Annotated in this window: 26 protein-coding genes; 12 read left to right on the top strand and 14 right to left on the bottom strand. The window is 66.2% G+C overall.

Features of this window, described 5'->3' with window-relative positions:
* The first annotated feature begins 157 nt into the window (after window positions 1-157).
* Window positions 158-319 carry a DUF2986 domain-containing protein gene (locus ACPRTJ_RS22370; RefSeq protein WP_078480115.1) on the top strand — a complete coding sequence of 54 codons (162 nt, stop codon included), beginning with the start codon at window positions 158-160 and terminating at the stop codon, window positions 317-319.
* Window positions 320-329: 10 nt separating this feature from the next.
* Here ACPRTJ_RS22370 and gcvA read toward each other — a convergent pair whose 3' ends face one another.
* Window positions 330-1,217: a transcriptional regulator GcvA gene (gcvA, locus tag ACPRTJ_RS22365; RefSeq protein WP_100633997.1), complete on the bottom strand. Its 888-nt coding sequence runs from the start codon at window positions 1,215-1,217 to the stop codon at window positions 330-332.
* A 129-nt stretch (window positions 1,218-1,346) separates the two neighbouring features.
* Here gcvA and ACPRTJ_RS22360 point away from each other — a divergent pair, with 129 nt between their 5' ends.
* Both ACPRTJ_RS22360 and ACPRTJ_RS22355 read left to right on the top strand, forming a co-directional pair.
* On the top strand, window positions 1,347-1,982 hold the full coding sequence (locus tag ACPRTJ_RS22360; RefSeq protein ID WP_426427305.1) for a glutathione S-transferase family protein: 636 nt from the start codon (window positions 1,347-1,349) through the stop codon (window positions 1,980-1,982).
* 22 nt (window positions 1,983-2,004) lie between these two features.
* Window positions 2,005-3,051 carry an LLM class oxidoreductase gene (locus tag ACPRTJ_RS22355; protein WP_426427304.1) on the top strand — a complete coding sequence of 349 codons (1,047 nt, stop codon included), beginning with the start codon at window positions 2,005-2,007 and terminating at the stop codon, window positions 3,049-3,051.
* A gap of 3 nt (window positions 3,052-3,054) precedes the next feature.
* On the opposite strand, the gene ACPRTJ_RS22350 is transcribed toward ACPRTJ_RS22355, so the two are convergent.
* The 3 genes from ACPRTJ_RS22350 to ACPRTJ_RS22340 all read right to left on the bottom strand — a co-directional run bounded on the left by ACPRTJ_RS22350 (window position 3,055) and on the right by ACPRTJ_RS22340 (window position 5,100).
* Window positions 3,055-3,705: a hypothetical protein gene (locus ACPRTJ_RS22350; protein WP_426427303.1), complete on the bottom strand. Its 651-nt coding sequence runs from the start codon at window positions 3,703-3,705 to the stop codon at window positions 3,055-3,057.
* 42 nt (window positions 3,706-3,747) lie between these two features.
* Window positions 3,748-4,479 (bottom strand): carbon-nitrogen hydrolase family protein, encoded by a 732-nt coding sequence (locus tag ACPRTJ_RS22345; protein WP_426427302.1) that lies wholly within the window; start codon window positions 4,477-4,479, stop codon window positions 3,748-3,750.
* A 138-nt stretch (window positions 4,480-4,617) separates the two neighbouring features.
* Entirely contained in the window at window positions 4,618-5,100 is a 483-nt protein-coding gene (locus tag ACPRTJ_RS22340) for an Lrp/AsnC family transcriptional regulator (protein WP_100633987.1), read from the bottom strand.
* A 130-nt stretch (window positions 5,101-5,230) separates the two neighbouring features.
* Here ACPRTJ_RS22340 and ACPRTJ_RS22335 point away from each other — a divergent pair, with 130 nt between their 5' ends.
* Window positions 5,231-6,691, top strand: a complete 1,461-nt coding sequence (locus ACPRTJ_RS22335; RefSeq protein WP_426427301.1) for a transporter — start codon at window positions 5,231-5,233, stop codon at window positions 6,689-6,691.
* Here the strand turns inward: ACPRTJ_RS22335 and ACPRTJ_RS22330 are convergent, their stop codons facing one another.
* A complete protein-coding gene (locus tag ACPRTJ_RS22330) occupies window positions 6,692-7,501 on the bottom strand; it encodes a sulfite exporter TauE/SafE family protein (protein ID WP_054915331.1) in 810 nt (269 codons plus the stop codon). It lies immediately after the preceding gene.
* Window positions 7,502-7,606: 105 nt separating this feature from the next.
* Here ACPRTJ_RS22330 and ACPRTJ_RS22325 point away from each other — a divergent pair, with 105 nt between their 5' ends.
* Window positions 7,607-8,404: an AraC family transcriptional regulator gene (locus ACPRTJ_RS22325; protein ID WP_054915332.1), complete on the top strand. Its 798-nt coding sequence runs from the start codon at window positions 7,607-7,609 to the stop codon at window positions 8,402-8,404.
* Between the two features lies 1 nt (window position 8,405).
* On the opposite strand, the gene ACPRTJ_RS22320 is transcribed toward ACPRTJ_RS22325, so the two are convergent.
* On the bottom strand, window positions 8,406-9,290 hold the full coding sequence (locus tag ACPRTJ_RS22320) for a DMT family transporter (RefSeq protein WP_116054390.1): 885 nt from the start codon (window positions 9,288-9,290) through the stop codon (window positions 8,406-8,408).
* A 123-nt stretch (window positions 9,291-9,413) separates the two neighbouring features.
* Between ACPRTJ_RS22320 and ACPRTJ_RS22315 the strand changes: the two genes are divergently transcribed.
* On the top strand, window positions 9,414-9,977 hold the full coding sequence (locus tag ACPRTJ_RS22315) for a helix-turn-helix domain-containing protein (RefSeq protein WP_286899336.1): 564 nt from the start codon (window positions 9,414-9,416) through the stop codon (window positions 9,975-9,977).
* Window positions 9,978-10,015: 38 nt separating this feature from the next.
* Complete coding sequence (locus ACPRTJ_RS22310; protein WP_043860528.1) at window positions 10,016-10,513, top strand: hypothetical protein; 498 nt, start codon at window positions 10,016-10,018, stop codon at window positions 10,511-10,513.
* A gap of 21 nt (window positions 10,514-10,534) precedes the next feature.
* Here ACPRTJ_RS22310 and ACPRTJ_RS22305 read toward each other — a convergent pair whose 3' ends face one another.
* Window positions 10,535-11,017, bottom strand: a complete 483-nt coding sequence (locus tag ACPRTJ_RS22305) for a MaoC family dehydratase (RefSeq protein ID WP_054915335.1) — start codon at window positions 11,015-11,017, stop codon at window positions 10,535-10,537.
* A gap of 36 nt (window positions 11,018-11,053) precedes the next feature.
* Window positions 11,054-11,671 (bottom strand): LysE family translocator, encoded by a 618-nt coding sequence (locus ACPRTJ_RS22300; RefSeq protein ID WP_043860545.1) that lies wholly within the window; start codon window positions 11,669-11,671, stop codon window positions 11,054-11,056.
* Between the two features lie 148 nt (window positions 11,672-11,819).
* On the opposite strand from ACPRTJ_RS22300, the gene ACPRTJ_RS22295 reads away from it, so the two are divergent.
* Both ACPRTJ_RS22295 and ACPRTJ_RS22290 read left to right on the top strand, forming a co-directional pair.
* Window positions 11,820-12,272 carry an Lrp/AsnC family transcriptional regulator gene (locus ACPRTJ_RS22295; protein WP_043860530.1) on the top strand — a complete coding sequence of 151 codons (453 nt, stop codon included), beginning with the start codon at window positions 11,820-11,822 and terminating at the stop codon, window positions 12,270-12,272.
* 102 nt (window positions 12,273-12,374) lie between these two features.
* Window positions 12,375-12,995 carry a helix-turn-helix transcriptional regulator gene (locus ACPRTJ_RS22290; RefSeq protein WP_235384165.1) on the top strand — a complete coding sequence of 207 codons (621 nt, stop codon included), beginning with the start codon at window positions 12,375-12,377 and terminating at the stop codon, window positions 12,993-12,995.
* Here the strand turns inward: ACPRTJ_RS22290 and ACPRTJ_RS22285 are convergent.
* From ACPRTJ_RS22285 to ACPRTJ_RS22270, 4 genes are all read right to left on the bottom strand, one after another.
* Window positions 12,978-13,871: a sterol desaturase family protein gene (locus ACPRTJ_RS22285; RefSeq protein ID WP_054915338.1), complete on the bottom strand. Its 894-nt coding sequence runs from the start codon at window positions 13,869-13,871 to the stop codon at window positions 12,978-12,980. The genes ACPRTJ_RS22290 and ACPRTJ_RS22285 overlap by 18 nt on opposite strands.
* 98 nt (window positions 13,872-13,969) lie before the next feature.
* Entirely contained in the window at window positions 13,970-14,500 is a 531-nt protein-coding gene (locus tag ACPRTJ_RS22280; protein WP_236177473.1) for a glyoxalase superfamily protein, read from the bottom strand.
* Window positions 14,501-14,678: 178 nt separating this feature from the next.
* Window positions 14,679-15,524, bottom strand: coding sequence for a TIGR03915 family putative DNA repair protein (locus ACPRTJ_RS22275; protein WP_054915340.1), 846 nt, complete (start codon window positions 15,522-15,524; stop codon window positions 14,679-14,681).
* Window positions 15,521-16,741 carry a putative DNA modification/repair radical SAM protein gene (locus tag ACPRTJ_RS22270; RefSeq protein ID WP_196932402.1) on the bottom strand — a complete coding sequence of 407 codons (1,221 nt, stop codon included), beginning with the start codon at window positions 16,739-16,741 and terminating at the stop codon, window positions 15,521-15,523. Before ACPRTJ_RS22270 ends, ACPRTJ_RS22275 begins: the two co-directional genes overlap by 4 nt.
* A 280-nt stretch (window positions 16,742-17,021) precedes the next feature.
* Between ACPRTJ_RS22270 and mrdA the strand changes: the two genes are divergently transcribed.
* A complete protein-coding gene (gene mrdA, locus ACPRTJ_RS22265) occupies window positions 17,022-18,914 on the top strand; it encodes a penicillin-binding protein 2 (RefSeq protein WP_043860536.1) in 1,893 nt (630 codons plus the stop codon).
* A gap of 101 nt (window positions 18,915-19,015) precedes the next feature.
* Entirely contained in the window at window positions 19,016-20,086 is a 1,071-nt protein-coding gene (locus tag ACPRTJ_RS22260; protein WP_116054396.1) for a transketolase-like TK C-terminal-containing protein, read from the top strand.
* Here the strand turns inward: ACPRTJ_RS22260 and ACPRTJ_RS22255 are convergent.
* The gene (locus ACPRTJ_RS22255) at window positions 20,075-20,521 is read right to left on the bottom strand and encodes a MarR family winged helix-turn-helix transcriptional regulator (protein WP_043860537.1); all 447 of its coding nucleotides are present in this window, start codon (window positions 20,519-20,521) and stop codon (window positions 20,075-20,077) included. The two genes, ACPRTJ_RS22260 and ACPRTJ_RS22255, sit on opposite strands and share 12 nt — an antisense overlap.
* Window positions 20,522-20,652: 131 nt before the next feature.
* Here ACPRTJ_RS22255 and aceE point away from each other — a divergent pair, with 131 nt between their 5' ends.
* Window positions 20,653-23,325, top strand: a complete 2,673-nt coding sequence (gene aceE, locus ACPRTJ_RS22250; protein ID WP_088515355.1) for a pyruvate dehydrogenase (acetyl-transferring), homodimeric type — start codon at window positions 20,653-20,655, stop codon at window positions 23,323-23,325.
* Window positions 23,326-23,432: 107 nt separating this feature from the next.
* Here the strand turns inward: aceE and ACPRTJ_RS22245 are convergent, their stop codons facing one another.
* Entirely contained in the window at window positions 23,433-23,750 is a 318-nt protein-coding gene (locus tag ACPRTJ_RS22245) for a DUF2388 domain-containing protein (RefSeq protein ID WP_043860539.1), read from the bottom strand.
* Between the last annotated feature and the right edge of the window lie 110 nt (window positions 23,751-23,860).

Below are 23,860 nucleotides of genomic sequence, written 5' to 3'. Positions count from 1 at the left end.
GCACGCGCCCTCAAAGCCTCCCCACGCACAACGCTCACGCTTGCAGCGCAACCTTTAGTAAACTCGCCCCAACCGGCAATACCGGCAAGGCTCTGCAGACACCTGCAACCTCCCCGCCATCGCACCGCTTTCAAGCATCTACAGGCCCAGCAGAACCATGAACCGCCAAAAGAAGATCAAGCAGATACTCAAGGCCAACGCCAAGAAGGCCAGCGCCAAGCTGGCCCCCAAAAGCAAACCCAAATACATCTGCAAGGCCGACCGACTGAAGCTGGCTGCAGAAGCCGCCGAAACCCCGACCCCCGCCGCCGAAGGCTGAGCCACACCTGTCACGCAGCGCCCGCCTGCTGCGTTATCCACTCGATGAACGCCTGCACCTGCGCCCGCTTCAAGGCCTCTTTGCGCGTTACCAGGTAGTACGCAAATCGCGACGGCCACGGCCTGTCCAGCGCCACCACCAGCCTGCCGTTGTGCAGATCTTCCTGGGCATGGTTGTCCTGCACCAAGGCAATGCCCTGCCCGCTCGCCGCCGCGCGCAGCAGCAACAGGTCTTCATCGTAACTGGCACCGCGCTGGCTACGGCTGTCAGCCTCCACGCCATGCGCTTGCAGCCACAGCGGCCAATCCGCTCGCTCGGTGTCGTGCAGCAACGGGTAGTTCAGGCAATCCTGCGGGCTGTTGATCGGCGGCCCCTCGGCCAGCAGCCGAGGGCTGGCCACCGGTAGCAGCACCGGCGCCATCAGTGGGATCGACTCCAGCCCCGGGTACTGGCCCAGGCCATGGCGCAGCGCAATGTCGATGCGCTCGCGCTGGAAATCCACCAGCCTTGCCGACGCCTCCACCCGCACTTCGATGTCAGGATGCCGGGCACTGAAGTCACCCAGGCGCGGCACCAGCCAGGTGGACGCGAACGACGGCACGGTGCTGATGGTAAGCGTTTGCTCGTGGGTGAACGACTCAAGTTCGAGCAGCGCGTTCTCGATCTGCCCAAAGCCCCGCGACAACCCGGGGAAAAGACGTGCGCCGGCATCGCTGAGCTGCACCCCATGCCGCCCCCGTAGCAGCAGCGTGACGCCCAGACGGTCTTCCAGCTGGCGGATCTGCTGGCTGATGGCGCCGGGGGTGACGCCCATGTGCTCGGCCGCCGCCTTGAGGCTGCCCAGCCGTGCAGCTTCGGTAAAGGCGCGCAGCGCCAGCAAGGGTAGAACGGCGCCCATGGCGTATTCCTTGGTTTAGAAAATCTAAAGTCAAAGCGCAGGACTAATCGTTTTTGTCCCAGGCAATCACTCACTAGCATGGCACCCACACCACGCAACAAGCATTAGTCTGCCTGAGGTATGTGCCCTGTGTCCGATCCTGACCTGATTCTCTACACCGACAGTTCGCCAAACGGCTTCAAGATCACCATCGCCCTGGAAGAAATGGGCCTGCCCTACAGCCTGCGCCATGTGCGCATCGATGAGGGCGAGCACCAGCGGCCCGAGTTTCTTGCGCTCAACCCGCACGGTCGCATTCCGGTGCTGATCGACCGCGCCACCGGCATCACCCTGTTCGAGTCCGCCGCCATCCTGCTGTACCTGGCGGACAAGAGCGGCCAGTTGCTTGGCCACGACGCCCCCGAGCGCTGGGCATGCATCACCTGGCTGATGTTTCACAGCGCCAGCATGGGGCCGTTGCTGGGCCAGCGCGTGCACTTCGAATGCTTCGACAGCGTGCCCAACCCTGCCGCCATCCAGCGCTACAGGACCCTCACCGAAGCCACCTTCGTCACCCTCGATCAGCACCTGGCAAACCAGCCGTGGCTGGGTGGCGCCACCTATTCGATTGCAGACATCGCCACCTTCGCCTGGCTGCATATCGCGCAGCTGGTGGGCTTCGACTTCAGCCAGCATCCCTGGTTGAGCCAATGGTACGCGCAGGTAGAGCAGCGCCCTGCGGTGCAACGCGGCATTCGCCTGCCCGCCCCTGCCACCGGCCCATGAACCCCGACACCAAGGAACAGGCATGAACACCATGACCCACCCCACTGCACCCGCCGTCACCTGCGGCGCGAACGCCGAAGCCTTCGCCCACCACCCCGGCTACCGGCGCATGTTCGCCGCCGATCACCTGACACTGGGCATCTTTCTGCCACTGCGCTTCTACCAGGGCGACATGGCGGTGCTTCACGCCCAGGCGCAGCGTGTGAGCGAGATCGAGCGCCTGGGCTTTGCTGCCGTATGGGTGCGCGACGTGCCCTTGTTCGACCCGGCCTTCGGCGATGCCGGCCAGGTGTTCGACCCCTTCGTGTACCTGGGCTACCTGGCCGCCCATACCCGGCACATCGCGCTGGTCACCGGCAGCGCCATCTTCACCTTGCGCCACCCCATCGACCTGGCCAAGTCTGCCGCCAGCCTCGATCGCCTGTCGGGCGGCCGGTTGGTGATGGGCATCGCGTCGGGGGACAGGGCCGTGGAGTTCCCCGCCTACGGCCTGGCCCATGACCAGCGCGGTGAGCGCTTTGCCCACAGCGTGGACTACTTTCGGCAATTGCTGGCGCAGGGCCCTGCGACCATCCGCTCGCCGCTGGGCCAGATGAGCGGCACGCAGTTGCTGCCACAACCGGTCACCGGGCGCATTCCGCTGATCGTGACGGGGTCGTCGCGTCAATCCCTGCAGTGGCTGGGTGAGCAGGCCGATGGCTGGCTGACCTACCCGGATGCCACCCACACGGCGCAGGGCCCGCTTCGCCTGGCAGAGAAGGTTCGGGCGTGGCGCTCGCAGATCCCCAACGGCGGGTTTCGCCCGCACATGACCAACGAGTGGATCGACCTGGACGAAGACCCCGACTTCCCGCGCACGCCGTTGCAAGGTGGGTATGTGCTCAAGACCGGGCGCAACGGGCTGATCGCGTTGCTTGGCGAATGGAAGGCAGCGGGCGTCAATCATGCGGCGCTGGGCATTCAGATGGCCCGGCGGCCGGTTGACGAGGTCATTCAGGAATTGGCCGAAGAAGTGTTGCCGCTGTTCCCCACCTTGCAAGGGCCAGCGCCGCTGGCCCAGGGGTGGTAGCACTTATCCGGCGCAGGGGTAGCCCGTTTCGACAGCCGAGGCCACCGCCTCGGCAAAGTCCAGGTCCGGGTTGAGCGCGGCCACCAGGTCGGCGGTCAACGGGGTGTGGTCGTAGAGTTGCTGCACCGCCGCCAATGGCACGGCCTGTTCGTAGTACCACTGGGCAAACTCCACGTAGCCACTGGCCGGTTCGATCAGCAGCGCCAGAAACTCCAACGAGCCATCGTCGAGGTGGTCCGTTGTGACGTTCGGCGCTGCCACCTTCTGCCAGGCCGCGTCGTCAGGGCTTCTCCAGTAGCAGTAGCTCAGCCAGTCCATGCTGAAGGCCGCTTCGTTGAGAAAGGCGGCAAAGGCCGGCGGCACTTGTTGCTGTACGGCCTCGACGAGACGGCTGTCGCCGGCTAACGGGGATTCATGCGCAATCCCCTTGATGGCCGCGCCGAACGGCCCGAAGTGCACAAACCATTCATCGCCCGAGCCATTGCGCATCGACGCCATTTCCTCACCGTCGAACCAGCTCGCGTTGTAGCTGAAATAGCGGTATTCCCATTCGGGGGAGACGATGGCATCGAGCATGGCCAGGGCCTTGGCGCGCTGGCGCAGCGTGGCGATGTCCGGGAGTGTTGCGGGGTCAAGGGGAATCAAGGCGGGCATGAGTGCTTCCGAAGGTCGACGAATTGGGGTGGCGATGGTGATTCAAGCCAGGCTGACAGTACCCGCTTCTCCCGTGCGTGTGTCATATGCGACCAGGGCTTGCCGGGTGGCGTCGGCAGTGCAGACGCGCTCGCCATTCGGGTTCCAGACCGCGGACTGGCCTGCACCGATGAAGTTGTCGGCGGGGCCTACGCAGTTGGCCATGATCACGGTCATGCCATGCTTGCGGGCCATTGCCGGGTAATGGTTGCAGGCCAGGTCCACGCCCTTCTGCGACTTGGCCACGCTGGCCAGGTACACCTGGGCACCTGCCGCGGCGGCCTGGTCTGCATGGGCGGGTTGCAAGGATTCATAGCAGATCGCGGGCACCAGAACATGCCCGCCCTGGCGGAACACCTGCTGCTGGGTACCAGGCGTGAAGAATGGCAGTTCATCGGCGTGCAGAAGCTGCTTGGAGTACACCGCGCGTGGCAGCCCTGGCTGGAAGGCGATCATGCTGATCTGGGTGCCCTCCCTCCCCTGGGTTGGCGCACCCACGGCGATGAGCAGGGTGTAGCGATCACTCAAGGCCTGGAACGCATCGAGGCGGCTGTCGGTGGGCGCCATCGCCAGGGCACCGGCCAGTTCGGGTTCGTAGCCGGTCAGCGAAAGTTCGGGGAAGACCACCGCATCGGCTCCCTGGCTTGCGGCGGCGTGGATAGCGTCGATGTGTTGGGCGAGGTTCTTTTCGACATCGCCCGGGGTGGCCGAGATTTGCGCAGCGATAAGCTTCATTCGAGTCTCATGTCCCTTTGTCGACGCGGGCCTATGCTGCACCAACATCGTTACCTTGGAAAGTGTGCGGTGTATCAGGCTGATCGCGTCGCAGGTTCTGCTGGCGCTGCGCGCCAGATCGCGGGGCAAGGCCCGCTCCTACAGGCTGGGCACCTGCAACCCGACCTTCACCCGGTCCAGCGCCACAATGGTCTTGAACCAGGTGACATTGGCGTTCTCGGCAAACAACCGCCGCGCCAACGCCTGGTACTCCTGCATGCTGGCCACGGTCAGCACCAGCACGAAATCCACCTCGCCAGTGACGTAGTAGCACTGCTGCACTTCAGGCACCGCAAAGTGCGCCTTCATGGCCTCCAGCGCATCGAGGCTGGTGCGCTCGGCCATCACCTCCACGATGATGGTGATCGGCCGACCCACCGCAGTAGGGTCGACAACGGCGACATTGGCGGTGATGACGCCCCTCTCCTCCATGCGCTTGATGCGCCGTTGCACCGCCGCGGTGGACAGGCTGACCTGCTCGGCCACCAACCGTAGCGGCACGGTGTTGTCGCGCTGCACCAGGTCAAGAATGGCGCGGTCGAACTTGTCCAGCGGCTCAGCCGCTACATCGTGAATGGCCATGGAAACCCTGCGAGAAATTTTCTCGAAAACTACCAGAAATCCGCGCCCCTTTATCTGACAGCGAGAAATATTATCGAGCCCCAGCCTGCAGCCGCAGCCCTGGTCGGGACTCACACAGGATATTGCTCGCATGCTCGCACTGTTTCATCTGTCGCCCGTGCTGCTGGTCACGGCCATGCTGGTGGTACTGCGCCGCCCACCCGCGCACGCCGCCATCGCCGGTACGCTGCTGGTAATGGTGATGTGGCTGGTCGGTGCTGCCGATACGTGGCGCCTGGGCAGCCTGGTGGCGGCCGCCCAGGACACTGCAGTGCTGTTTGCCAGCACCGCGTTCGTGATCGTACCGGGGCTGGCCTTCGTGATCTTCATCGAGCGCCTGGGCGTGAACCTGGCATTCAGCCAGTGGGTACGCTCGCTCGGGCTCGGGCGCGGCGACCAGGTGGTGTTCATCGTGCTCGGGCTGGCCCCGTTGCTCGAAGCAATGACCGGCTTTGGCGTGTCGTTGATCGCCACCGTGCCGCTGCTGCTCAGCCTGTTCGACCGCCGGGTGGCGCTGCGTATCGCGTTGGCCGGCATGGCGATCATGCCGTGGGGCACGCTGGGCCTGGCATCGGTGATCGGCGCTTCCCTGGCCCATCTGGACGCTGCGGCGCTGGCAGCCACCTCGGCACTGACCAGCGCACCGGTGTTTCTCGCGCTCGGGGCGATGGCACTGTACCTGGCCGAGGTTCGCACCTTGCGCGAATGGACGGTGCTGGGCGCTGGCTGGCTGGTATTCGTGGGGGTGCTCTACAGCAGCAGCCGCGGGTTGGGGCCGGAGGTAGCCGGCGTGGCGGCGGGCCTGGTGAGCGCAGCCGCCGTACTGGCCAACGGGCTGTGGCGCCTGCACAACCACGGCGGCACACGCGGGGCGCGACAATGGCCGCGCCAGGCGTGGCCTTACCTGGTGCTGATCACCAGCATCGTCGCACTCAAGGCGCTGTGGGCCATCACCGGCTGGCAGAACCTGTGGGTCGTCCAGGGCGCGCAGGTCACCTGGAAGCCGCTCGCCTCGCCGGGCGTGGCACTGATCCTGGTGCTGGTGGGCCTGGGGTTTCACCCGCGAAGCGCACCGTCCCTGCCGGGGCCGGGTACCCGCATCGGCACCGCACTGCTGGCCCGGGCGAAGCGGCCCCTGCTGACGATCTTCTTTTTTCTCGCCATGTCGCAGTTGATGGTCAAGGCCGGCTTTCTGGCGGGCCTGATGCAGCTGCTGACCGGCCTGGCACCGTCCACCGCCTCGTTGCTGGTCGCCCTGCTGGGCGGGTTGTCCGGCTACATGACCGGCTCGAACGTGGGCGGCAATGCGATCTTCATGCCCGCCATCGCCATGCTGCCCGAACACGGCCGCCTGTTGCTCGCGGCGGTGCAGAACAGCGCGGCGGGGCATGCGGCGCTGGGCTCGCTGTCGATCGTGATGCTGATCCTGGGCCTGGCCAGAACCAGCACCAGTGAAGAAGGCGAACTGGTGCGCTTCGGCTTTGCGCTGGTGTGCCTCAACACGGCACTGGTCGCGCTGGCTGCGGGGTTACTGAGCGTCTGGCTGGGCTAGTCAGGCAACCACCATCACCACCAGCACCACCCCCAGCAGGGCCAGGTAGCACTTCACATGCAGCGCGTCGGGCATGCGCCCGATCCACGGCGCGGCCAGGCGAATGCCGCACCACGAGCCCAGCACCAGCACGGCCAGGGCACGCACATCGATAAAGCCAGCAAACCAGGGCCCCAGCACTTCGGTGCGCCACGCAAGCACGGCGTAGGCGGCAGTACCGGCAATCGCCATCGGCAGCGACAGCGGGTTGGCCGACGCCGTCGCCACGGCCATGCTCGCCCCACGCCTGCGCATCAGCGGCACGCTCATCACGCTGCCGCCTACACCCAGGAATGCGGCCACGGCGCCCATGCCGACACCGATCACGGCGCTGGCTCGACGGCCCAGCGGGCGCATGCCATCGCTTGTGCTCACGGTAAACCCCGGGCGCAACACGGCATCAAGAATGGTCAGGCCAAGGTAGCCGATGAACAGCCAGCGTATCCACGCCCCTTGCACCTGCGTGGCGGCCCATGCGCCCAGTACTGCACCCAGCGCAACGTAACCCAGCAACGGCCGCACCACCGGCCACTGCAAGGTGCGCGCACGGGCATGGCGCAAGGTCGAAAGGCCTGCGCCGAAGATCATCGCCGCCGTGGAGGTGGCCACGGCGATATGCATCGCGGCCTCGCCGATGGCCGACCCCGGCGCATGGCTCACACTGATAAGGGTGAACAGCAGCGGCACCGCCACAAAGCCGCCACCAAAGCCGAACAGCACAGTCGTCACACCGGCTACCACACCGAACGCACACAGCAGAAACCAGAACATGCATCGCTTCCAACACAAGGGGGAAGCCACACGTTAACGGCCAGACATGTGGCCAGCCCTCGCGAATTGGCCAATAATCCTCGCGTTCCGGCCAAGGTGCTTCACATGCTCAATGTTCCGCTCGCCAGCGTCGACGCCGTCGCCCGCCCGGTGCTCGCCATCGGTACCGACTACCCGCCCGACACACTGCTGCCCACCCATGTGCATCGGCGCGCACAGTTTCTGTATGGCATGAGTGGCCTGATGGAGGTCCAAACCCAGGACGGCAGCTGGGTGATTCCGCCCGGTAGCGGGGTGTGGATACCCGCCGGCAAGCCGCACCAGGTGCTGATGCGCGGGGTGAGCACCCGCAGTCTGTACATAGAGCCGGCGCAGCCTGTGCGTGATACCTCGCAGTGCCAGGCCCTGGTGGTCTCGCCCCTGCTCCACCACCTGTTGCTGGCCACGGCGCACGTACCCGCACTGTATGAAACACACGGTCGCGACGGGCATCTGATTCAGTTGGTACTGCACGAGCTGCGCAGCGCGCCGAGCCTGGCGCTGTTCGCACCCTTGCCAAACGACCCGCGGCTGGCCGAACTATGTCGCAACTTCCTGCGCCAACCCCGCATCGACACCAGCGCCGAGTCCTGGGCAAGTGCCCTGCATTGCAGTGCAAGAACCTTCAGCCGCCTGTTCCGCCAGCAAACCGGGCTTTCATTCGGCACCTGGCGCCAGCAGGCCTGCCTGATGGCTGCCGTCACCCGCCTGGCGGCCGGCGCCTCGGTCACACGGGTCGCGCTGGAGCTGGGCTACGACAGCCCCAGCGCCTTTTCCAGCATGTTCCACCGTCAATTGGGCGCCCCGCCCAGTGTTTACCTGGCCACGCTCGACCAGTGCGGCCCAGGGCACGCGGTGGTCTAACTCAGGTATTCAGGGCCGGCTTTGGGCCCAGGCGCCAGCCCAGGTTCATGCCGGCCGCCGCCAGCAATATGGCCAGCGCCCCGGCTGCCTGCAGCGCGCTGAGGGGGTGATCGAAGGCCAGCCAGTCGACCAGGATGGCCACCGCCGGGTACAGAAACGACAGGGCGCCGATCAGCGCCGTGGGCAGTTTCTGGATGGCGCCGTACAGCAGGGTCGACATCAGCCCGGTATGCACCGCGCCAATGGTCAGCAGGTAGGCCCAGGCCTGGGGCTGTGCGGTCATGTCCGGCACCTGCGCCCAGGGCCAGAGCATGGCCGCGCCCACCAGCAGTTGCACCAGCACGATCAGGTGCGGCGGCACGCCCTGCAGGCGCTTGGCGATGATCGCCGCAATCGCGTACAGCAAGGCCGACGCCAGCGCGAGCATCACACCCATCAGGTAGTTTTCCCCGGCCGCCCCCGTCTTGGCCGTCACAATCAGCAGCATGCCGACAAACGCCAGGCCCAACCAGCCGGCACCACTGGCCGAAATCCGCTCGCCGAACAGCAGCACGCCCAGCCCCACCAGCATGAAGGGTTGCGTGTGGTAGACCACCGTGGCCACCGCGATGGAGGCCTGGCTGTAGGCGCTGAACAGCAGCAGCCAGTTGCAGGCCAGCGCAACGCCACCCAGCAGCATCCACCCCCACTGCGCGCGGGTCGGGCGCAGCGTGCCAAACACCCCCAGCGCCCAGCACGCCAGGGCCATCACGGCGGCGCCGAACAGGCAGCGCCAGAACACCATCGACGAAGGTGACTGGCCCGACTGCACCACGAACCAGCCAACAGTGCCAGAAATGCACATGGCGGTGACCATTTCGAGGGTGCCGCGTGAACGTGCATTCATGGCGCGCGGTGTCCCGTCGAGGTAAAAACAGAAGGCTGTGTCATCGAACAAAATCCATCAAAACGAACAGGTGGGTGCCATAATGTCCGCCGCCCTCTCTCCCAGTCAACTCATAACGAACAAATGACCATTATATCGAACGATGCGCCGATCATGATTCTGGCCCAGGCCATCAGGCGCGAGCGCTTGCAGTCGGGGATGTCCGTCAGCGATCTGGCGCGCCGCGCCGGCGTGGCCAAATCCACGCTGTCGCAGCTGGAGTCCGGCCTTGGCAACCCCAGCATCGAGACCCTGTGGGCGCTGGCCACGGCACTGGGCATTCAGGTCACGCGGTTCTTCGAGCAGCCGGCGCAGACGGTCACGGTGATTCGCGCAGGCGAAGGTGCGGCGCTCAAGGCCGACGACGCCGACTACGCGGCGACCCTGCTCGCCGACTGCCCGCCCGGCATACGCCGGGACCTGTACCGCGTGCATGCCCAGCCCGGGCAGCCGCACCATTCCCAGGCGCACCCGGCGGGCACTTTCGAGCATGTATTCGTGTGCCAGGGGGCCGCCAGCGCAGGCCCGGCCAGTGCACCGGTGCTGTTGCATGCCGGCGACTACCTGCGCTACCCGGCCAACCAGCCCCATGTGTTCGAAGCCTTGGAGCCCGATACCATTGCTGTCATGCTGATCGAGCACAGCTGAAGCAACTGCCTGCCCTATCCCTCAGGACCCCCACCCCCATGACCAACCACAGAATCGAGCTGTCAAACGGATGGATCGCCGAGTTTGCCAACCAGGGCGAGTTCCGCATGGATGCCGAAGGCTGGAACCTGGTGCTGCACGGGCCGCAGGGGCAATCCATCCAGTACTTCAACGACCAGATCGTGCTGGTGAACGATGACGACGGCACGCAGGCCAAGGCGTGCCTGCAGCTGTCGGAGGATGGTGTCTACGGTTACCTGAGCACCTCGGTGGGCACCGGCTGGGTGATCGACTTTGCCCGCGGCATGCTTGCCCCGCACCGGGTGGATATTCGTCACTATCACGACGGCTACGACGAGAGCATCGCATTGACCGAGCAGCCGGCCTTCCAGCGTGCACGCCAGTACATTCAAGTGAAGGGGCGATTCGTGTACCTCACCTTCCCGTTCATCCGCGAGGCGGAGTTCCCCAAGGTGTGGGAGCAGTACGTGGCGATCCGTCGGCGCCAGCTGGACGAGCTGTACTTTCGCAATTGAACCCTGCCGCGTGCCGGCGCCCTAGGCACCTGCCGCAGCCAGGTTGCCGGGGTCGCCCTCGGCCAACAGCTGCGCCATGCGTTCACGCGCCGCTGCGTTCGGCAACACCCCGGTGGTCATGCCTTCCAGCACGGTTTCGCCCTGCGCGTTGACGATGCTCAACTGCGCCCGCGCATGCCCGCGCTCGTCCTTGTCCACGATCAGCCAGTGGCAGGTGATTGCATCGCCGGCATACACCGGCCGCTTGAACTCGAAGCTCATGCTGGTCGCCAGCCAGCCGATCTGCCCGCCGATCTCGGTCACCAGGCTGGCCGTCAGCAGGCCATGGGAAATGATCGACCTGAACCTGCGCAGTTCGGCCGAGGCGGCATCGTAGTGCACGGGGTTGTAGTCCCGCGAAAGCTGCGCAAAGCAGCGGATGTCCTCATCGGTGAAGCATCGGGTCACACTCAGTTGCGCCCCCACCTCCAGGCCCTGTACGGCCCGTGCTCTCAAGCTCTTCATGGCACTCCCCCTGTTCGATTGCCGCGTACATTCTGCCTACCTGGGTAGCTGCCCGCCCAGCAGCACCAGCGCGATGATGACCATCGCCGCCCCCGACACCCGGCTGACCCACAGCGCCGCCGCAGGCCGCGCGCCCAGCACGGCCTGCGAACCAAAGCCCACCAGCAGGTAGATCACCCCGCAGCTGAGCGCATGCACCAGCCCCAGCGCCACGATCTGCAGCGGTACCGGCCACGGCGCCGTGGCGTCGGTGAACTGTGGCAGCAATGCCAGAAACAGCAGGAACACCTTGGGGTTCAGGCCGCTCACACACAGGCCCTTCACCGCCCAGCGCTGCCACGCACCGGCTACCTGCACCTGGTCCGCCTGGGGCACAGTCGGGTGCCGCAACATGCCGATGCCCAACCATAGCAGGTACCCGGCCCCGGCCACCGTCAGCACCGACAGCGCAAACGGATGCCCCGCCACCAGCGTGCCCACCCCGGCGGCGACGATCAGTGTCGCGATCAGATGCCCCGACAACAGCCCGGCCACGGCGGGCAATACCACCCGCCCCTTCAGCCCGGCCGATATCGCATAGGCCCAGTCCGCACCCGGCGTGATGATGAACAACATCGACACCGCCCAGAACGCCACGAAAACACTCAGGGTCATGGCGCTACCCACGTCAGGGATGTGTACACGGTTGGCTGCATCGTCCTGCTCCACAAGCAAATTGGTGCAGGGAACAATAATGAAATCTTGCTAGAATTTTCTTTCGAAGATAATCGCGACATAGGCCAATAGGGGAAGATCCTTCCAGATGGACCGCATCGACCGGAACATTCTTGCCGAACTGCAAAAAGACGGGCGCCTTTCGATCACCGAACTGGCCGAGCGGGTGGGGTTGAGCCTCTCCCCCTGCCACCGGCGGGTGCGTGCCCTGGAAGAATCGGGGGTGCTGCTGGGCTATCGGGCGAAACTGGACCCCATTGCCCTGGGCCTGACCTTTTCCGCCATGGTCTTCGTCACCCTTCGCGAGGGCGATCGCACGGCGGTCGAGGCGTTCGAGAACGCGCTGGTGGCATTGCCACAGGTGGTGGATGCGCAGCGCCTGTTCGGCGAGCCGGACTACCTGCTGCACGTGATCACCCAGGACCTGCCGGCCTTCCAGCGGCTCTATGATGAAAGCCTGTCGTCGCTGCCCAACGTGCAGCGGCTCACCTCCACCCTGGTGATGAAGCGCGTGGTGCAGGACCGGCCCTTGCCGTTGTAACCTCGCCGCCCGCCTTCACCCTCACTCAGGAGCACCACTATCCACCGCGCACCCAACGAACCCTGGCAAGGCGACCTGTGGCTGGCCACCGACTACTGCCTGGTGGCCGGGCAGGTCGGGCAAACCCAGGCCCACGCCCACTATGCCCACCAGGTGCTGATCGCCTGCGCTGCTCCGGTGCAGGCGTCGATCCAGGGCCAGGTCGAGTGCGGGCCGCTGCTGCTCATTGCCTCCGGCCAGCCGCATGCGATTCTCAGCGAGCAACCGGCGATCACGCTGTTTGCCGAGCCATTGGCTTTCGAACTGCCGGTGCTGCGCCAGCTCTGCGAAGACGCCGGCGCAGACCTGGAGGGCCTGAACCAACGCTTGCGCGCCCTGCCCCGGCGCCCTTTGCATCCGCGCCTGACCACCGCCTTGCAACGGGTGCGTGCACTGGATGAAAACACCCTGCCCGCCGCGCAGCTGGCCAGTGAGGCGGCGCTGTCGCTCAGCCAGCTGGAGCGCCTGTTCAGCGGTCAACTGGGGCTGTCGGTGCGCCGCCTGGTGTTGTGGCAACGCCTGCGCGTGGCCTTGCAGCTGGCACTGGGCGGTAGCAGCCTGACCGAGGCAGCCACCTGCGCAGGCTTTGCCGACTCGGCCCACCTGTCACGCAGCGTGCGCCAGCAGTTCGGCATCCGTGCCGACCGTACCCTGCGCCACCTGCGCCTAAGGCTGCTGGACTAGCGCACGGCTCAGGGCATCGGGCAGTACGGCAGGTGGATGCTCGGGCTGGTCGCGGCGAAAGGGTTGGCGCAACTGCGCGCCGTAGCCCACCGGGTAGTCCGGAAAGTCGCCGATACCCAGGTCGTCGTCCGCCAGGTGATAGTGCGGCAGGTGCAGGGCGGTACCCAGCAGGCGGTCCCAAACGCTGAAGAACAGCGCGAAGTTCACATCCCCCGTGGTGCCGTACTTGAGGTGATGCAGCCGGTGCACCGGCGCCCAGGCAAACACATGGCGCAGCCAGCCGATGCGCATGTCGACGTTGCTGTGCTGCAACAGCAGCTGGATGGATATGCTGAACGCCAGCAAGGCCGCCACATCCAGCGGCAACCCGCACAGCAGCAAGGGCAAGGTGCCGCCCAGCGCTTCGAGCATCTGGTGCAGCGGGTGCTTCATCAGCCCGTTGAAGCCGTACATTCGGGTCACGCTGTGATGCACGGCGTGCAGGCGCCACAGCAACGGCAGGCGGTGGCTGGCGTAATGCACCAGGGTGATGCCCAGGTCTGCCACCGGCAACGCCAGCAACAGCTGCAGCGCCAGCGGCCAGTCGCTCGGCCACAGGCCGGTATCGGGCAGCACCAGGGCAATCAGGGGGATGGCGGCAATGCCGGCCGCGTTGAGCGCCTCGTTCACCCCCGCGTGAATCACGTCCCGGGTGCCATCGCCCTGGCTTACATTCCAACGCTCGCGATAGGGCCACAGCCGCTCGCACAGCATCGACACGCCAATCGCCAGCAACAGCAGAACCGGCAACCAGCCAAGGCTTGCGCCCTCGTCCAGCAGCCACACGGCCGAGCCGATGAATCCAAGGAAAAATACAGGGGCGTACAGGGTTCGCATCGTGAAACTCCAGGCAGGTCAGAGCCTGGAGTTTCGTGTAGCCGCAGCCTGCTCCGCTTGAACAAACGGCGCATCTTCAGCCTGGGGGGAAAGGCCGGTCAGCCCTGGCAGAAGCGAATGCGATTGCCGAACGGGTCGTACACCTCAAGCACCTTGCCCCAGCCCTGCTCGACGATGTCCGGGCGGCCATAGCCGTAGCGCTTGGCAAGCAGCTCGTCGCGCAATTGCTCGATGTTGTGCATGGGGATGAACACCGTCGAGCCAGGGCTCGCGTCGCCGTGGTGCTCGGACAGGTGCAGTTGCAGCCCATTGCGTACGATGCCCAGGTACAGCGGTAGGTCGGCTTCGAAGCGGTGTTCGAACTCCACGCTGAAGCCCAGGAAGTCGAGGTAGAACTCGCGCGCCTTGGCTTCGTCGAACATGCGCAGGATGGGGATAGGCTTGTCGAAGCTCACTTCGCTTGCAGGGATGGCGGGGGCAAGCAGGGCCGAGGCGGTGTTCCAGTCCTTGTAGCCCAACTGCTGCGCCACCAGCTCCAGCGCACCGGAGTGGGTCAGCGGCGGGCTCTGCGCCTGCAGGGCGGTACGCAGACGCTTGGCCATCTGTTTGGCCTGTTCGATCGAGATCATCATGTGCTCCTGGTGCCGAGGCAGTGTGGGGCTCGCGTTGCCAGGCCTCGACGTTCAAGAGAATGATCGCGTCAGGGGTAACTGCAATGCTTTCACCTTTCCCAACGGGAGCGAGCGGCGGGCAGCATCGGCCCGCGCCGATCATACACAGCCAGGGTGGCATATGGAAAGGCGGCCCTCAGCGCGTTGGCGAATCCCCGCGCCCGATGCGCTTGCCGCCCTGCTGCCCCACCTCCTGCGCCTGGCCGTCGCGCTGCTTGCCCTGGCGCGCCTGGCCCACCAGCCGCGCGATCAGCGGGCCTTCGGGCAAATGACGCCAGAAGCGCCCCGGCATGTGCTGGCGCATGGCATCGGGGTTGACCCGTGCCGGGTTGAAGGTGTGCCGGTAGTAGGTGCGCCACAGCTCGGCGCCAGGGTCGTCGGCGTGGCAGGCCCACTGGCGCCATTGCTCGGGGCAGTGCCGTCGGTAGTCCAGGGTGCTGCCATCGAAACGGATGCCATCGCGTGGCGTGGCGATCAGCCAGCGCTGGCGGCCCAGCCGGTCGGCAAAGTGGCCGCTGGCGCTTTGCAGAATGTCGTGGGCCGGTTCATGGAAGGCCACCAGGTCCAGTTGCAGTTGCTCGGCCAGTGCCGCCGGCAATGGCACGAAGCGCACGAAGGCATGCAGGTGATGGGCCTCGCGGCTGACCTGCTTGATGCGCCGCTGCAGCTCGCTGCCCAGCCGGTCGCCCGCCAGCATGGCGGTGCGGTCGCCATGGGCCACGCGCCACAGCACTTCATACAGCAGGTTCCAGCGCTGCTCGCCACGGTAGCGGGCGGCCTGCTCAAGTTGATCCAGCAAGGCGGCCGGCACCCGTGTGCGAAACGGCCCGGGGCCCTGCGGCAATACCGCCGGCACCGCCAGCAGATCGTGCACCGGGCCGTGCGCCCACACCACCTCGGTGGGGTCGATGCCGTGGCCCAGCAGCACGCGGGCCTGGTCGCGCCAGGTGTCGAAGTGCTCGTCGCAGTCCAGCGCGATCATCCCCACAACCCCATCTGCACCGGTGCCTGCGGCTCGCGCAGGCGTTCGCGCAGCAGGCCGCTGCGGGTTTCCGACTGGGGCGGGCGGTAGTCGCTGGTGACGATGAACGGGCGCGCCTTGTCCAGCACGCAGCGCAGCTGGATCAGGTCGTCATAGCGAATGCGCCGTTCACGGCGCAGCGCCACCAGGCGTTGCACGCTGCGCAGCCCGATGCCGGGAATGCGCGCCAGCAACGCCGGCTCGGCACGGTTCACATCCAGCGGAAACACCTCGCGGTTGGCCAGGGCCCAGGCCAGCTTGGGGTCGATGTCCAGCGCCAGGTTGCCCGCGCCGCCCAGCAGTTCGCCGGCCTTGTAGCCATAGCCGCGCATGAGAAAGTCCGCCTGGTACAGGCGGTGCTCGCGCAGCAGCGGCGGCGCGGCCAGGGGTACGCTGGTGGGGCTGTCGGGGATCGGGCTGAACGCCGAGTAGTACACACGCCGCAGGCCATAGCCGTGGTACAGCGATTCGGCATTGCCCAGGATGGTGTGGTCGTCGGTGGCATCGGCGCCCACGATCATCTGGGTGCTCTGCCCGGCAGGGGTGAAGCGCGGTGCGTTGACTTCACCGGCCACCGCCTGCTGGCCGTGGTGGATGGTGCCCATGGCCTGGCGAATGGTACGCACCTGCTTCTCCGGCGCCAGGCGCTGCAGGCTGGCTTCGGTGGGCAGCTCGATGTTCACGCTGAGGCGGTCGGCCAGCCGCCCGGCCTGCTCGATCAGCAGCGGGTCGGCGTCGGGGATGGTCTTGAGGTGGATGTAGCCGCGAAAGTTGTGCTCTTCGCGCAGCAGCTGCGCCACGCGAATCAACTGTTCCATGGTGTAGTCGGCGGAGCGGATGATGCCCGAGCTGAGGAACAGCCCGCTGATGCAGTTGCGCCGGTAGAAATCCAGGGTCAGGCGCACCACCTCCTCAGGCGTGAAGCGTGCCCGCGGCACGTTGCTGGAGCGGCGGTTGACGCAGTACTGGCAGTCGTACAGGCAGAAGTTGGTCAGCAGCACCTTGAGCAGCGACACGCAGCGCCCGTCGGGGGTGTAGCTGTGGCAGATGCCCATGCCATCGGTGGCGCCCAGGCCGTCGCGACCGCGCGAGCTGCGCTTGGGGGCGCCGCTGCTGGCGCACGAGGCGTCGTACTTGGCGGCATCAGCCAGGATGCCGAGCTTGGCGATGAGCTGCATGGGGTCCACCTCGATACTGATTATCCATACAGTATTCGCAGTTCGCCACGCATGCAAGCGCAGCCTGTCGACCGGGCCGCTGCGGCCTTCATGAAAAAATCTTCATGAACGCTGCGCCCCGCTAACCGGGGAACCTCGGCGCACCCTCGCCCGCCTGCGGACAACCGGCCTTGAGGCACCGCAGCAGCTTGCGTAGGATCGCCGTTCATTCACGCCATCGCGCCCGTTCACTGCCTGCTCCCAGGCCGGTGGTGTATCCGTTTTCCGCAAGAGCCTGCACATGCCCCAGCCTATCCCCCTCAAGGACCACGAGAAAGAAACGCACCTGGTCAACCGCAGGCTGATCGCGTGTGCGCTGCTGGTACTGGTGCTGGTGGCGGTGCTGGTGGGGCGGCTGTACGTGCTGCAGGTGGTGCAGCACGACTACCATGCCGCCGTGTCGCAGAACAACCGCGTGCACGTGCTGCCCATCGCCCCCGAGCGCGGGCTGATCTACGACCGCAACGGCGAGGTGCTGGCCGACAACAAGCCCAGCTTCAACCTCACCATGACCCGCGAGCGTGCTGGCGACACGCCCAGGGTGCTCGACAGCCTGGTGCAGATCCTGGGCCTGGGCGAGGAGGACCGCCAGGGCTTCGAGAAGGACCTGCGCCGTGGCCGCAAGCCGTTCGAGCCGGTGACGCTGATGTTCGGCCTGAGCGAAGAGCAGATCGCCCTGATCGCGGTCAACCAGTTCCGTCTGCCGGGGCTGGACGTGGAGCCGCAGTTCATTCGTGAATACCCCATGGGCGCGCACTTTGCCCACTCGGTGGGCTACGTGGGGCGCATCAACGAGAAAGAAGCCAAGACCCTCGATGCCACCGAATATCGTGGCACCCAGTCCATCGGCAAGACCGGCATCGAGCACTTCTACGAGGCCCAGCTGCACGGCCAGGTGGGCTACGAAGAGGTCGAGACCAACGCCCAGGGCCGCATCATGCGCGTGCTGCGCCACCACGATCCGGTGCCCGGCAAGAACATCACCCTGAGCCTGGACGCGCACCTGCAGCTGGCCGCCGAAAAGGCCCTGGGCGATCGCCGTGGTTCGGTGGTGGCGCTGGACCCGGCCACCGGCGAGGTGCTGGCGATGGTCAGCAACCCCAGCTTCGATCCCAACCTGTTCGTCAAGGGCATCAGCTTCAGGCAGTACGCCGAGCTGCGCGATTCCATCGACCGGCCACTGTTCAACCGCGTGCTGCGCGGCCTGTACGCCCCGGGCTCGACGATCAAGCCCGAGGTGGCCATCGCCGGCCTCGACAGCGGCGTGATCACCCCGGCCAGCCGGGTGTTCGACCCCGGCTACTACGAGCTGCCCAACTACGACCACAAGTACCGCAACTGGAACCGCAGCGGCGACGGCTGGGTGGACATGTACAGCGCCATCATGCGCTCCAACGACACCTACTTCTACGACCTGGCGCACAAGCTGGGGGTCGAGCGCCTGCACGACTACATGAGCGAATTCGGCCTGGGCCAGAAGGTCTCGCTGGACATGTTCGAAGAGTCACCCGGCCTGATGCCCTCACCCGCCTGGAAGCGCGCCAACCGGCGCCAGGCCTGGTACCCCGGCGAAACCCTGATCCTGGGCATCGGCCAGGGCTACATGCAGGTCACCCCGCTGCAACTGGCGCAGGCCACCAGCCTGCTGGCCAGCAAGGGCGTGTGGCACCGCCCGCACCTGGCCATGAGCATCGGCGACGAGCCGCCGGTAGACCCCAACCCCATGCCCGACATCGTGCTGCATGACCGCCACGCCTGGGACCAGGTCAACCAGGGCATGCAGATGGTCATGCACGCCCCGCGCGGCATCGCCCGCGCCGCCGCTGCCGGGGCGCAGTACCGCATCGCCGGCAAGAGCGGCACCGCGCAGGTGGTGGCGATCAAGCAGGGGGAACGCTACAACCGCGACAAGACCCTGGAGCGCCACCGCGACAACGCGTTGTTCGTGGGCTTTGCCCCCGCCGACCACCCGAGCATCGCCATCGCGGTGATGATCGAGAACGGCGAGGCCGGTGGGCGCGTGGCCGGGCCGGTGGTCCGGGAAATCATGGACGCCTACCTGCTGGACGAACAAGGCCACCTCAAGCCCCAGTACGCCGGCAACGCAGCACCCGCCGCGGTGCCCCATACCTGAAAGCGCAGCACCCTGATCGTGCCGACAGCATCTGATTGCATTTGCAATCAGATTGCAGTATCCCTTGCGCTTCTGCCAAGGACCGATCATGGAGCTGCCCCGTGGATTCACTGCCTGCCATCCCCCCTGCCCGACTGGCCGCCCACGCCTGCATTCGCAGCATCGAGGCCGGCCTGCCGTCGACCGGCGCAGCGTCGCACTCGCCGCTGTTGCAGATTTTGCAGACCGTGCACCGCATCGAGCACGACCCGGCCGTGGCGGGCAACCTGTGGGTGATCAATGATCGCGCCGACAGCGCGAGCGAGGTGGTCAGCCCCTGGGGCATCTGGTTTCGCCAGCAGGCGCCCAGCCGCGAACGCCCGCTGATCTACCTCACCCAGTCGCCGAGCTCGGCCCGCGTGTCGATGCTGGCCGAGCAGATCGGCCACCGCGGCATCGTGTTCAACGACCTGGAATCGGCCGCCTCGCGCTGGCCCAAGGGTGCGCACCCGTGGCTGCCGTTGTGGCTGTCGGCCAACGCCCAGTGCCGCCCGTACGACCCCGCCAGCGCTGCCGAGGCCCAGGCCATCCTGCTGGCGGCGCTGGACGAGCTGTACGTACAGGGGCGCCACGGCTTCTACTACATGACCCTGCACGACCAGCCGCAGGCAGCCGATGAACCGGCACACGACGATTGCAGCGATGCATTCCTGGGCATGTACCCGTTGCAGCCCACCAGCGCTGCCCGCCCCCAGGTACGCCTGCTGGGTGCCGGCGCCATGCTCCGGGAGGTGCGCGCCGCCGCGGTGCTGCTCGACACGCACTGGGGCATCGCCAGCCAGTTGTGGAGTTGCCCCAGCTACACGCGCCTGGCCCGTGACAGCGACGATGCCGCGCGCTGGAACCGCCTGCACCCCGAGGCCGCGCCACGCAAGAGCTACCTGCAGTACTGCCTGATGTCGGCCAGCACGCCGGTGATCGCCGTGACCGGCTATGCCCAGCACATCGCCGACCAGCTTGCCCCGCATGTCACGGCGCCCTTCACCGCACTGGGCGCCGACAGCCTGGCGCCGGGCAACTGCCTGGATCGGCGCTGGATAACCTTCAGCGCGTTGCAGGCACTGGCCGGCCAGGGCCTGTTCGACACCCAGGCGCTACCCGCCGCACAGGCCCGGCTGGGCCTAGGCGAATGACGCCCGGGCCTTGAAGCTCGACTGTTCCAGCGCCTGGGCGAACAGCGCCTGTTGCTCGGGCGTGAACTGGCTCAGAAACAGCTCGTCCACTGCCTGCTTGTACACCGCCCACATGCGCTTGCGCAGCGCCTTGCCGCTGTCGGTGATGCACGCCAGGGCGCCGCGCCCGTCGCCCGCGACCTTCTTGCGCAACACATGCCCTTCGGCCTCCAGACGGTCGACCAGTCGGGTCAGGTTGTAACGCTCGATGGCCATCACATCGGCCAGCTCGTGCATGCGCCGGCAGCCATCTGGGCCGCTCTCGATGCCCCACAGCGCGTCATACCAGGCGTACACGGGCAGGCCCTGGTCGGCCAGGCGGCGTTCGATTTCGCGAATCAGGTTGCGGTGGGCGCGAATGAAGCTGAACCAGAGATCAGCGGTGGGTGCAGCCATGAGGGTTCCTCGGGTCAAAGTTATTGCATTTGCAATCATACGGGGCGCATGCCTAGAATCAATTGCAAATGCAACTACTACCCGGCAGGCCTGCCGGCACTGTCCGCCACAACCCCGCAGGAGGATTACCGATGCAACAGCAGCCCCCTCTGTTGAACGACCCAGATCCCGAGCAGACCCAGGAATGGCTTGAGTCCCTGGCCACCGTTGTCGAGGTGGAGGGGCGCTCGCGTGCGCACTTCCTGATCGACCAGATGCTGGACCTGGACGTGTCGCTGCACGGCGACTTTCGTGGCCGCGTCAACACCCCCTACGTCAACACCATCGGCCCCGAGCGCGAACTGCCCTACCCCGGCGACCTGGCCACCGAGCAGCGCCTGAATGCCTATATCCGCTGGAACGCACTGGCCATGGTGCTGCGCGCCGGCAAGCATTCGGGGGTGGGCGGGCATATCGCCACCTACGCCTCGGCGGCGGTGCTGTATGACGTGGGCTTCGATCATTTCTTTCGCGGGCGCACCGCGCAGTTTGCCGGCGACATGGTGTACATCCAGGGCCACTCGGCGCCGGGTATCTATGGCCGGGCCTACCTCGAAGGGCGCCTGAGCGAGGCGCAGCTGGACAACTTTCGCCGCGAGACCGACCGCGATGGCGTGTCGTCCTACCCGCACCCGCGGCTGATGCCCGAGTTCTGGCAGTTTCCCACCGTGTCCATGGGCCTGGGGCCGATCACCGCGGCCTACCAGGCGCGCTTCATGCGCTACCTCGAAGACCGCGACCTCACCCCACGCCAGGGCCGCAAGGTGTGGGCGTTTCTCGGTGACGGCGAAATGGATCAGCCCGAGTCGCTGGCGGCCATCTCGCTGGCCGGGCGCGAAAAACTCGACAACCTGATCTTCGTGGTCAACTGCAACCTGCAGCGCCTGGACGGCCCGGTACGTGGCAACGCCAAGGTGATCCAGGAATTCGAGAGCCTGTACCGTGCTGCCGGCTGGAACGTGATCAAGGTGGTGTGGGGCAGCGGCTGGGATGCGCTGCTGGCCAGGGATAGCAGCGGCATCCTGCGCCAGCGCATGATGGAGTGCGTGGACGGCGAGTATCAGACCTACAAGTCGCAGAACGGCGCCTACGTGCGCGAGCACTTCTTCGGCAAGTACCCGGAACTGCTGGCGATGGTCAGCGACCTGAGCGATGACGACATCTGGAAGCTGGCTCGCGGCGGGCACGACCCGGTCAAGGTGTACAACGCCTACGCGGCGGCCGTGCGTCACACGGGGCGGCCAACGGTGATCCTGGCCAAGACCGTGAAGGGCTTCGGCATGGGCGAAGCCGGCGAAGGCCAGAACATCAACCACCAGTTGAAGAAGATGGGCGACGAGGCGGTCAAGGCCTTCCGCGACCGCTTCGGCCTGGACCTGAGTGATGAGCGCCTCGGCGAGATCCCCTATCTCAAGCCCGCCCCCGACAGCGCCGATGCGCGCTACCTGCAGGTGGCCCGTGATCGCCTGGGCGGGCATGTGCCGGCGCGCCAGGCCAGGGTCGAGCCGTTGCAGGTACCGGCCCTGGAGGCCTTCGACAGCCAGCTCAAGGGCACCGGTGACCGTGCCATCTCCACCACCATGGCGTTCGTGCGCATTCTCGGCACCCTGCTCAAGGACCCGCAGGTCGGCCGCCTCGTCGTACCGATCGTGCCCGACGAATCACGCACCTTCGGCATGGAGGGGCTGTTCCGCCAGATCGGCATCCACTCCCATGTGGGCCAGCTGTACACGCCGCAGGATGCCGGCACGCTCAGCTACTACAAGGAGAGTACCGACGGCCAGATCATGCAGGAAGGGCTCAACGAGTCCGGCGCCACCTCGTCGTGGATTGCCGCCAGCACCGCCTACGCCAACCATGGCGTGATGACCCTGCCGTTCTACATCTTCTATTCGATGTTCGGCTTCCAGCGAGTGGGCGACCTGCTGTGGGCGGCGGGCGATGCGCGCGCACGGGGGTTTCTGCTGGGCGCCACCAGCGGGCGCACCACGCTGATGGGCGAAGGCTTGCAGCATGACGACGGGCACAGCCACGTGATGTCGGCCACCGTGCCGTGCTGCGTCTCCTACGACCCCACCTATGCCTACGAACTGGCGGTAATCATCCAGGACGGCATGCGCCGCATGTATGCCGAGCAGGAGGACGTGTACTACTACATCACCGTGCTCAACGAGAACTACGCCCACCCGGCCATGCCCGAAGGCGCAGAGCAAGGCATTCTCAAGGGGCTGTACCGCCTGCCGGTGGAAAAACCGCCGCAGGGCGAGCGGCATGTGCAGTTGATGGGCAGCGGCTCGATACTGAACGAGGTGCTGGCGGCGGCGGAGATTCTGCAGCGTGATTTCGGCGTCAGCAGCGAGGTGTGGAGCGCCACCAGCCTGACCGAGGTGCGGCGCGAGGCGCAGGCGGTGGAGCGCTGGAACCTGCTGCACCCGTTGCAGGCGCCGAAGACGCCATACATCGAAACGCTGCTGCAGGGGCATGCGGGGCCGGTGGTGGTGGCCACGGACTACATGAAGATCCATGCCGACCAGATCCGGCCGTGGGTGACCGGAAGGCGTTTCGTGGCCTTGGGCACCGACGGCTTCGGCCAGTCGGACACCCGCGAGGCGCTGCGCCGGCATTTCGAGGTGGACCGCCAGTTCATCGTGCTGGCGGCGCTGAATGCGCTGGCGGCGGACGGGGTGATCGAGCGCGAGGTGGTGGCCGGCGCGATCGAAGCGCTGGGCATCGACCCTGGCAAGGTTGATCCGGCTTCAGTCTGATAGATCGCGGCGTGCCCATCGCGGGTCAAGCCCGCTCCCACAAAGGCCATGAAGATCCCTGTGGGAGCGGGCTTGACCCGCGATGGGCTCGCCTTGCCTGCGGCGCCTTACTGCCCCGCCCCCAGCTCATCCTGGGTCAGTATCGCCTTGGCCAGGTCTTCGTCACTGGCCTGCAACCCAGGGTTCTGCTGACGGATACGCTGCAGCATCGACTCCAGGTACACACCGCGAATTTCGCCGCCGCTGGCGATGAACGTCGAAGCATCATCGCGCGCCGGAATCACCAGCTTGTCGTCCTTGAAGGTCGAGTACAACGAGGCGGAAACCCCGGCGGAGGTGGCGACATCGCGACCATCCACACGGGCCAGGGCCGTGCCCAAAGGCAGGCAGAGCACAAGGGAAGAAACCAGCAGTAAACGGCGCATGACGATGCCTCCGTGATGGGGGGGAACCTACATTCATTAGGATAGGCCCCCCAGGCCAAGAGTTCCCGCCAATATCCCTACCCGCCCAACGAAGCCCGCCATGCTGGCTA

The organism is Pseudomonas palmensis, assembly GCF_049942755.1.
Classification (GTDB): Bacteria; Pseudomonadota; Gammaproteobacteria; order Pseudomonadales; family Pseudomonadaceae; genus Aquipseudomonas; species Aquipseudomonas palmensis.
Note: the sequence above shows the minus strand (reverse complement) of the source record. Positions and strands in the feature narration are given on the sequence as shown.

Excerpts from the sequence above, each read along its gene's own strand:
- mrdA (WP_043860536.1), top strand. The coding sequence starts at position 17,022 with ATGCCCCAGCCTATCCCCCTCAAGGACCACGAGAAAGAAACGCACCTG.
- ACPRTJ_RS22280 (WP_236177473.1), bottom strand. The coding sequence starts at position 14,500 with ATGATCTCGATCGAACAGGCCAAACAGATGGCCAAGCGTCTGCGTACC.
- ACPRTJ_RS22285 (WP_054915338.1), bottom strand. The coding sequence starts at position 13,871 with ATGCGAACCCTGTACGCCCCTGTATTTTTCCTTGGATTCATCGGCTCG.
- ACPRTJ_RS22315 (WP_286899336.1), top strand. The coding sequence starts at position 9,414 with ATGACCATTATATCGAACGATGCGCCGATCATGATTCTGGCCCAGGCC.
- ACPRTJ_RS22245 (WP_043860539.1), bottom strand. The coding sequence starts at position 23,750 with ATGCGCCGTTTACTGCTGGTTTCTTCCCTTGTGCTCTGCCTGCCTTTG.
- ACPRTJ_RS22275 (WP_054915340.1), bottom strand. The coding sequence starts at position 15,524 with ATGATCGCGCTGGACTGCGACGAGCACTTCGACACCTGGCGCGACCAG.
- ACPRTJ_RS22355 (WP_426427304.1), top strand. The coding sequence starts at position 2,005 with ATGAACACCATGACCCACCCCACTGCACCCGCCGTCACCTGCGGCGCG.
- aceE (WP_088515355.1), top strand. The coding sequence starts at position 20,653 with ATGCAACAGCAGCCCCCTCTGTTGAACGACCCAGATCCCGAGCAGACC.
- ACPRTJ_RS22305 (WP_054915335.1), bottom strand. The coding sequence starts at position 11,017 with ATGAAGAGCTTGAGAGCACGGGCCGTACAGGGCCTGGAGGTGGGGGCG.
- ACPRTJ_RS22340 (WP_100633987.1), bottom strand. The coding sequence starts at position 5,100 with ATGGCCATTCACGATGTAGCGGCTGAGCCGCTGGACAAGTTCGACCGC.
- ACPRTJ_RS22345 (WP_426427302.1), bottom strand. The coding sequence starts at position 4,479 with ATGAAGCTTATCGCTGCGCAAATCTCGGCCACCCCGGGCGATGTCGAA.
- ACPRTJ_RS22370 (WP_078480115.1), top strand. The coding sequence starts at position 158 with ATGAACCGCCAAAAGAAGATCAAGCAGATACTCAAGGCCAACGCCAAG.
- ACPRTJ_RS22325 (WP_054915332.1), top strand. The coding sequence starts at position 7,607 with ATGCTCAATGTTCCGCTCGCCAGCGTCGACGCCGTCGCCCGCCCGGTG.
- ACPRTJ_RS22330 (WP_054915331.1), bottom strand. The coding sequence starts at position 7,501 with ATGTTCTGGTTTCTGCTGTGTGCGTTCGGTGTGGTAGCCGGTGTGACG.
- ACPRTJ_RS22310 (WP_043860528.1), top strand. The coding sequence starts at position 10,016 with ATGACCAACCACAGAATCGAGCTGTCAAACGGATGGATCGCCGAGTTT.
- ACPRTJ_RS22335 (WP_426427301.1), top strand. The coding sequence starts at position 5,231 with ATGCTCGCACTGTTTCATCTGTCGCCCGTGCTGCTGGTCACGGCCATG.
- ACPRTJ_RS22270 (WP_196932402.1), bottom strand. The coding sequence starts at position 16,741 with ATGCAGCTCATCGCCAAGCTCGGCATCCTGGCTGATGCCGCCAAGTAC.
- ACPRTJ_RS22255 (WP_043860537.1), bottom strand. The coding sequence starts at position 20,521 with ATGGCTGCACCCACCGCTGATCTCTGGTTCAGCTTCATTCGCGCCCAC.
- ACPRTJ_RS22350 (WP_426427303.1), bottom strand. The coding sequence starts at position 3,705 with ATGCCCGCCTTGATTCCCCTTGACCCCGCAACACTCCCGGACATCGCC.
- ACPRTJ_RS22320 (WP_116054390.1), bottom strand. The coding sequence starts at position 9,290 with ATGAATGCACGTTCACGCGGCACCCTCGAAATGGTCACCGCCATGTGC.
- ACPRTJ_RS22300 (WP_043860545.1), bottom strand. The coding sequence starts at position 11,671 with ATGACCCTGAGTGTTTTCGTGGCGTTCTGGGCGGTGTCGATGTTGTTC.
- ACPRTJ_RS22295 (WP_043860530.1), top strand. The coding sequence starts at position 11,820 with ATGGACCGCATCGACCGGAACATTCTTGCCGAACTGCAAAAAGACGGG.
- gcvA (WP_100633997.1), bottom strand. The coding sequence starts at position 1,217 with ATGGGCGCCGTTCTACCCTTGCTGGCGCTGCGCGCCTTTACCGAAGCT.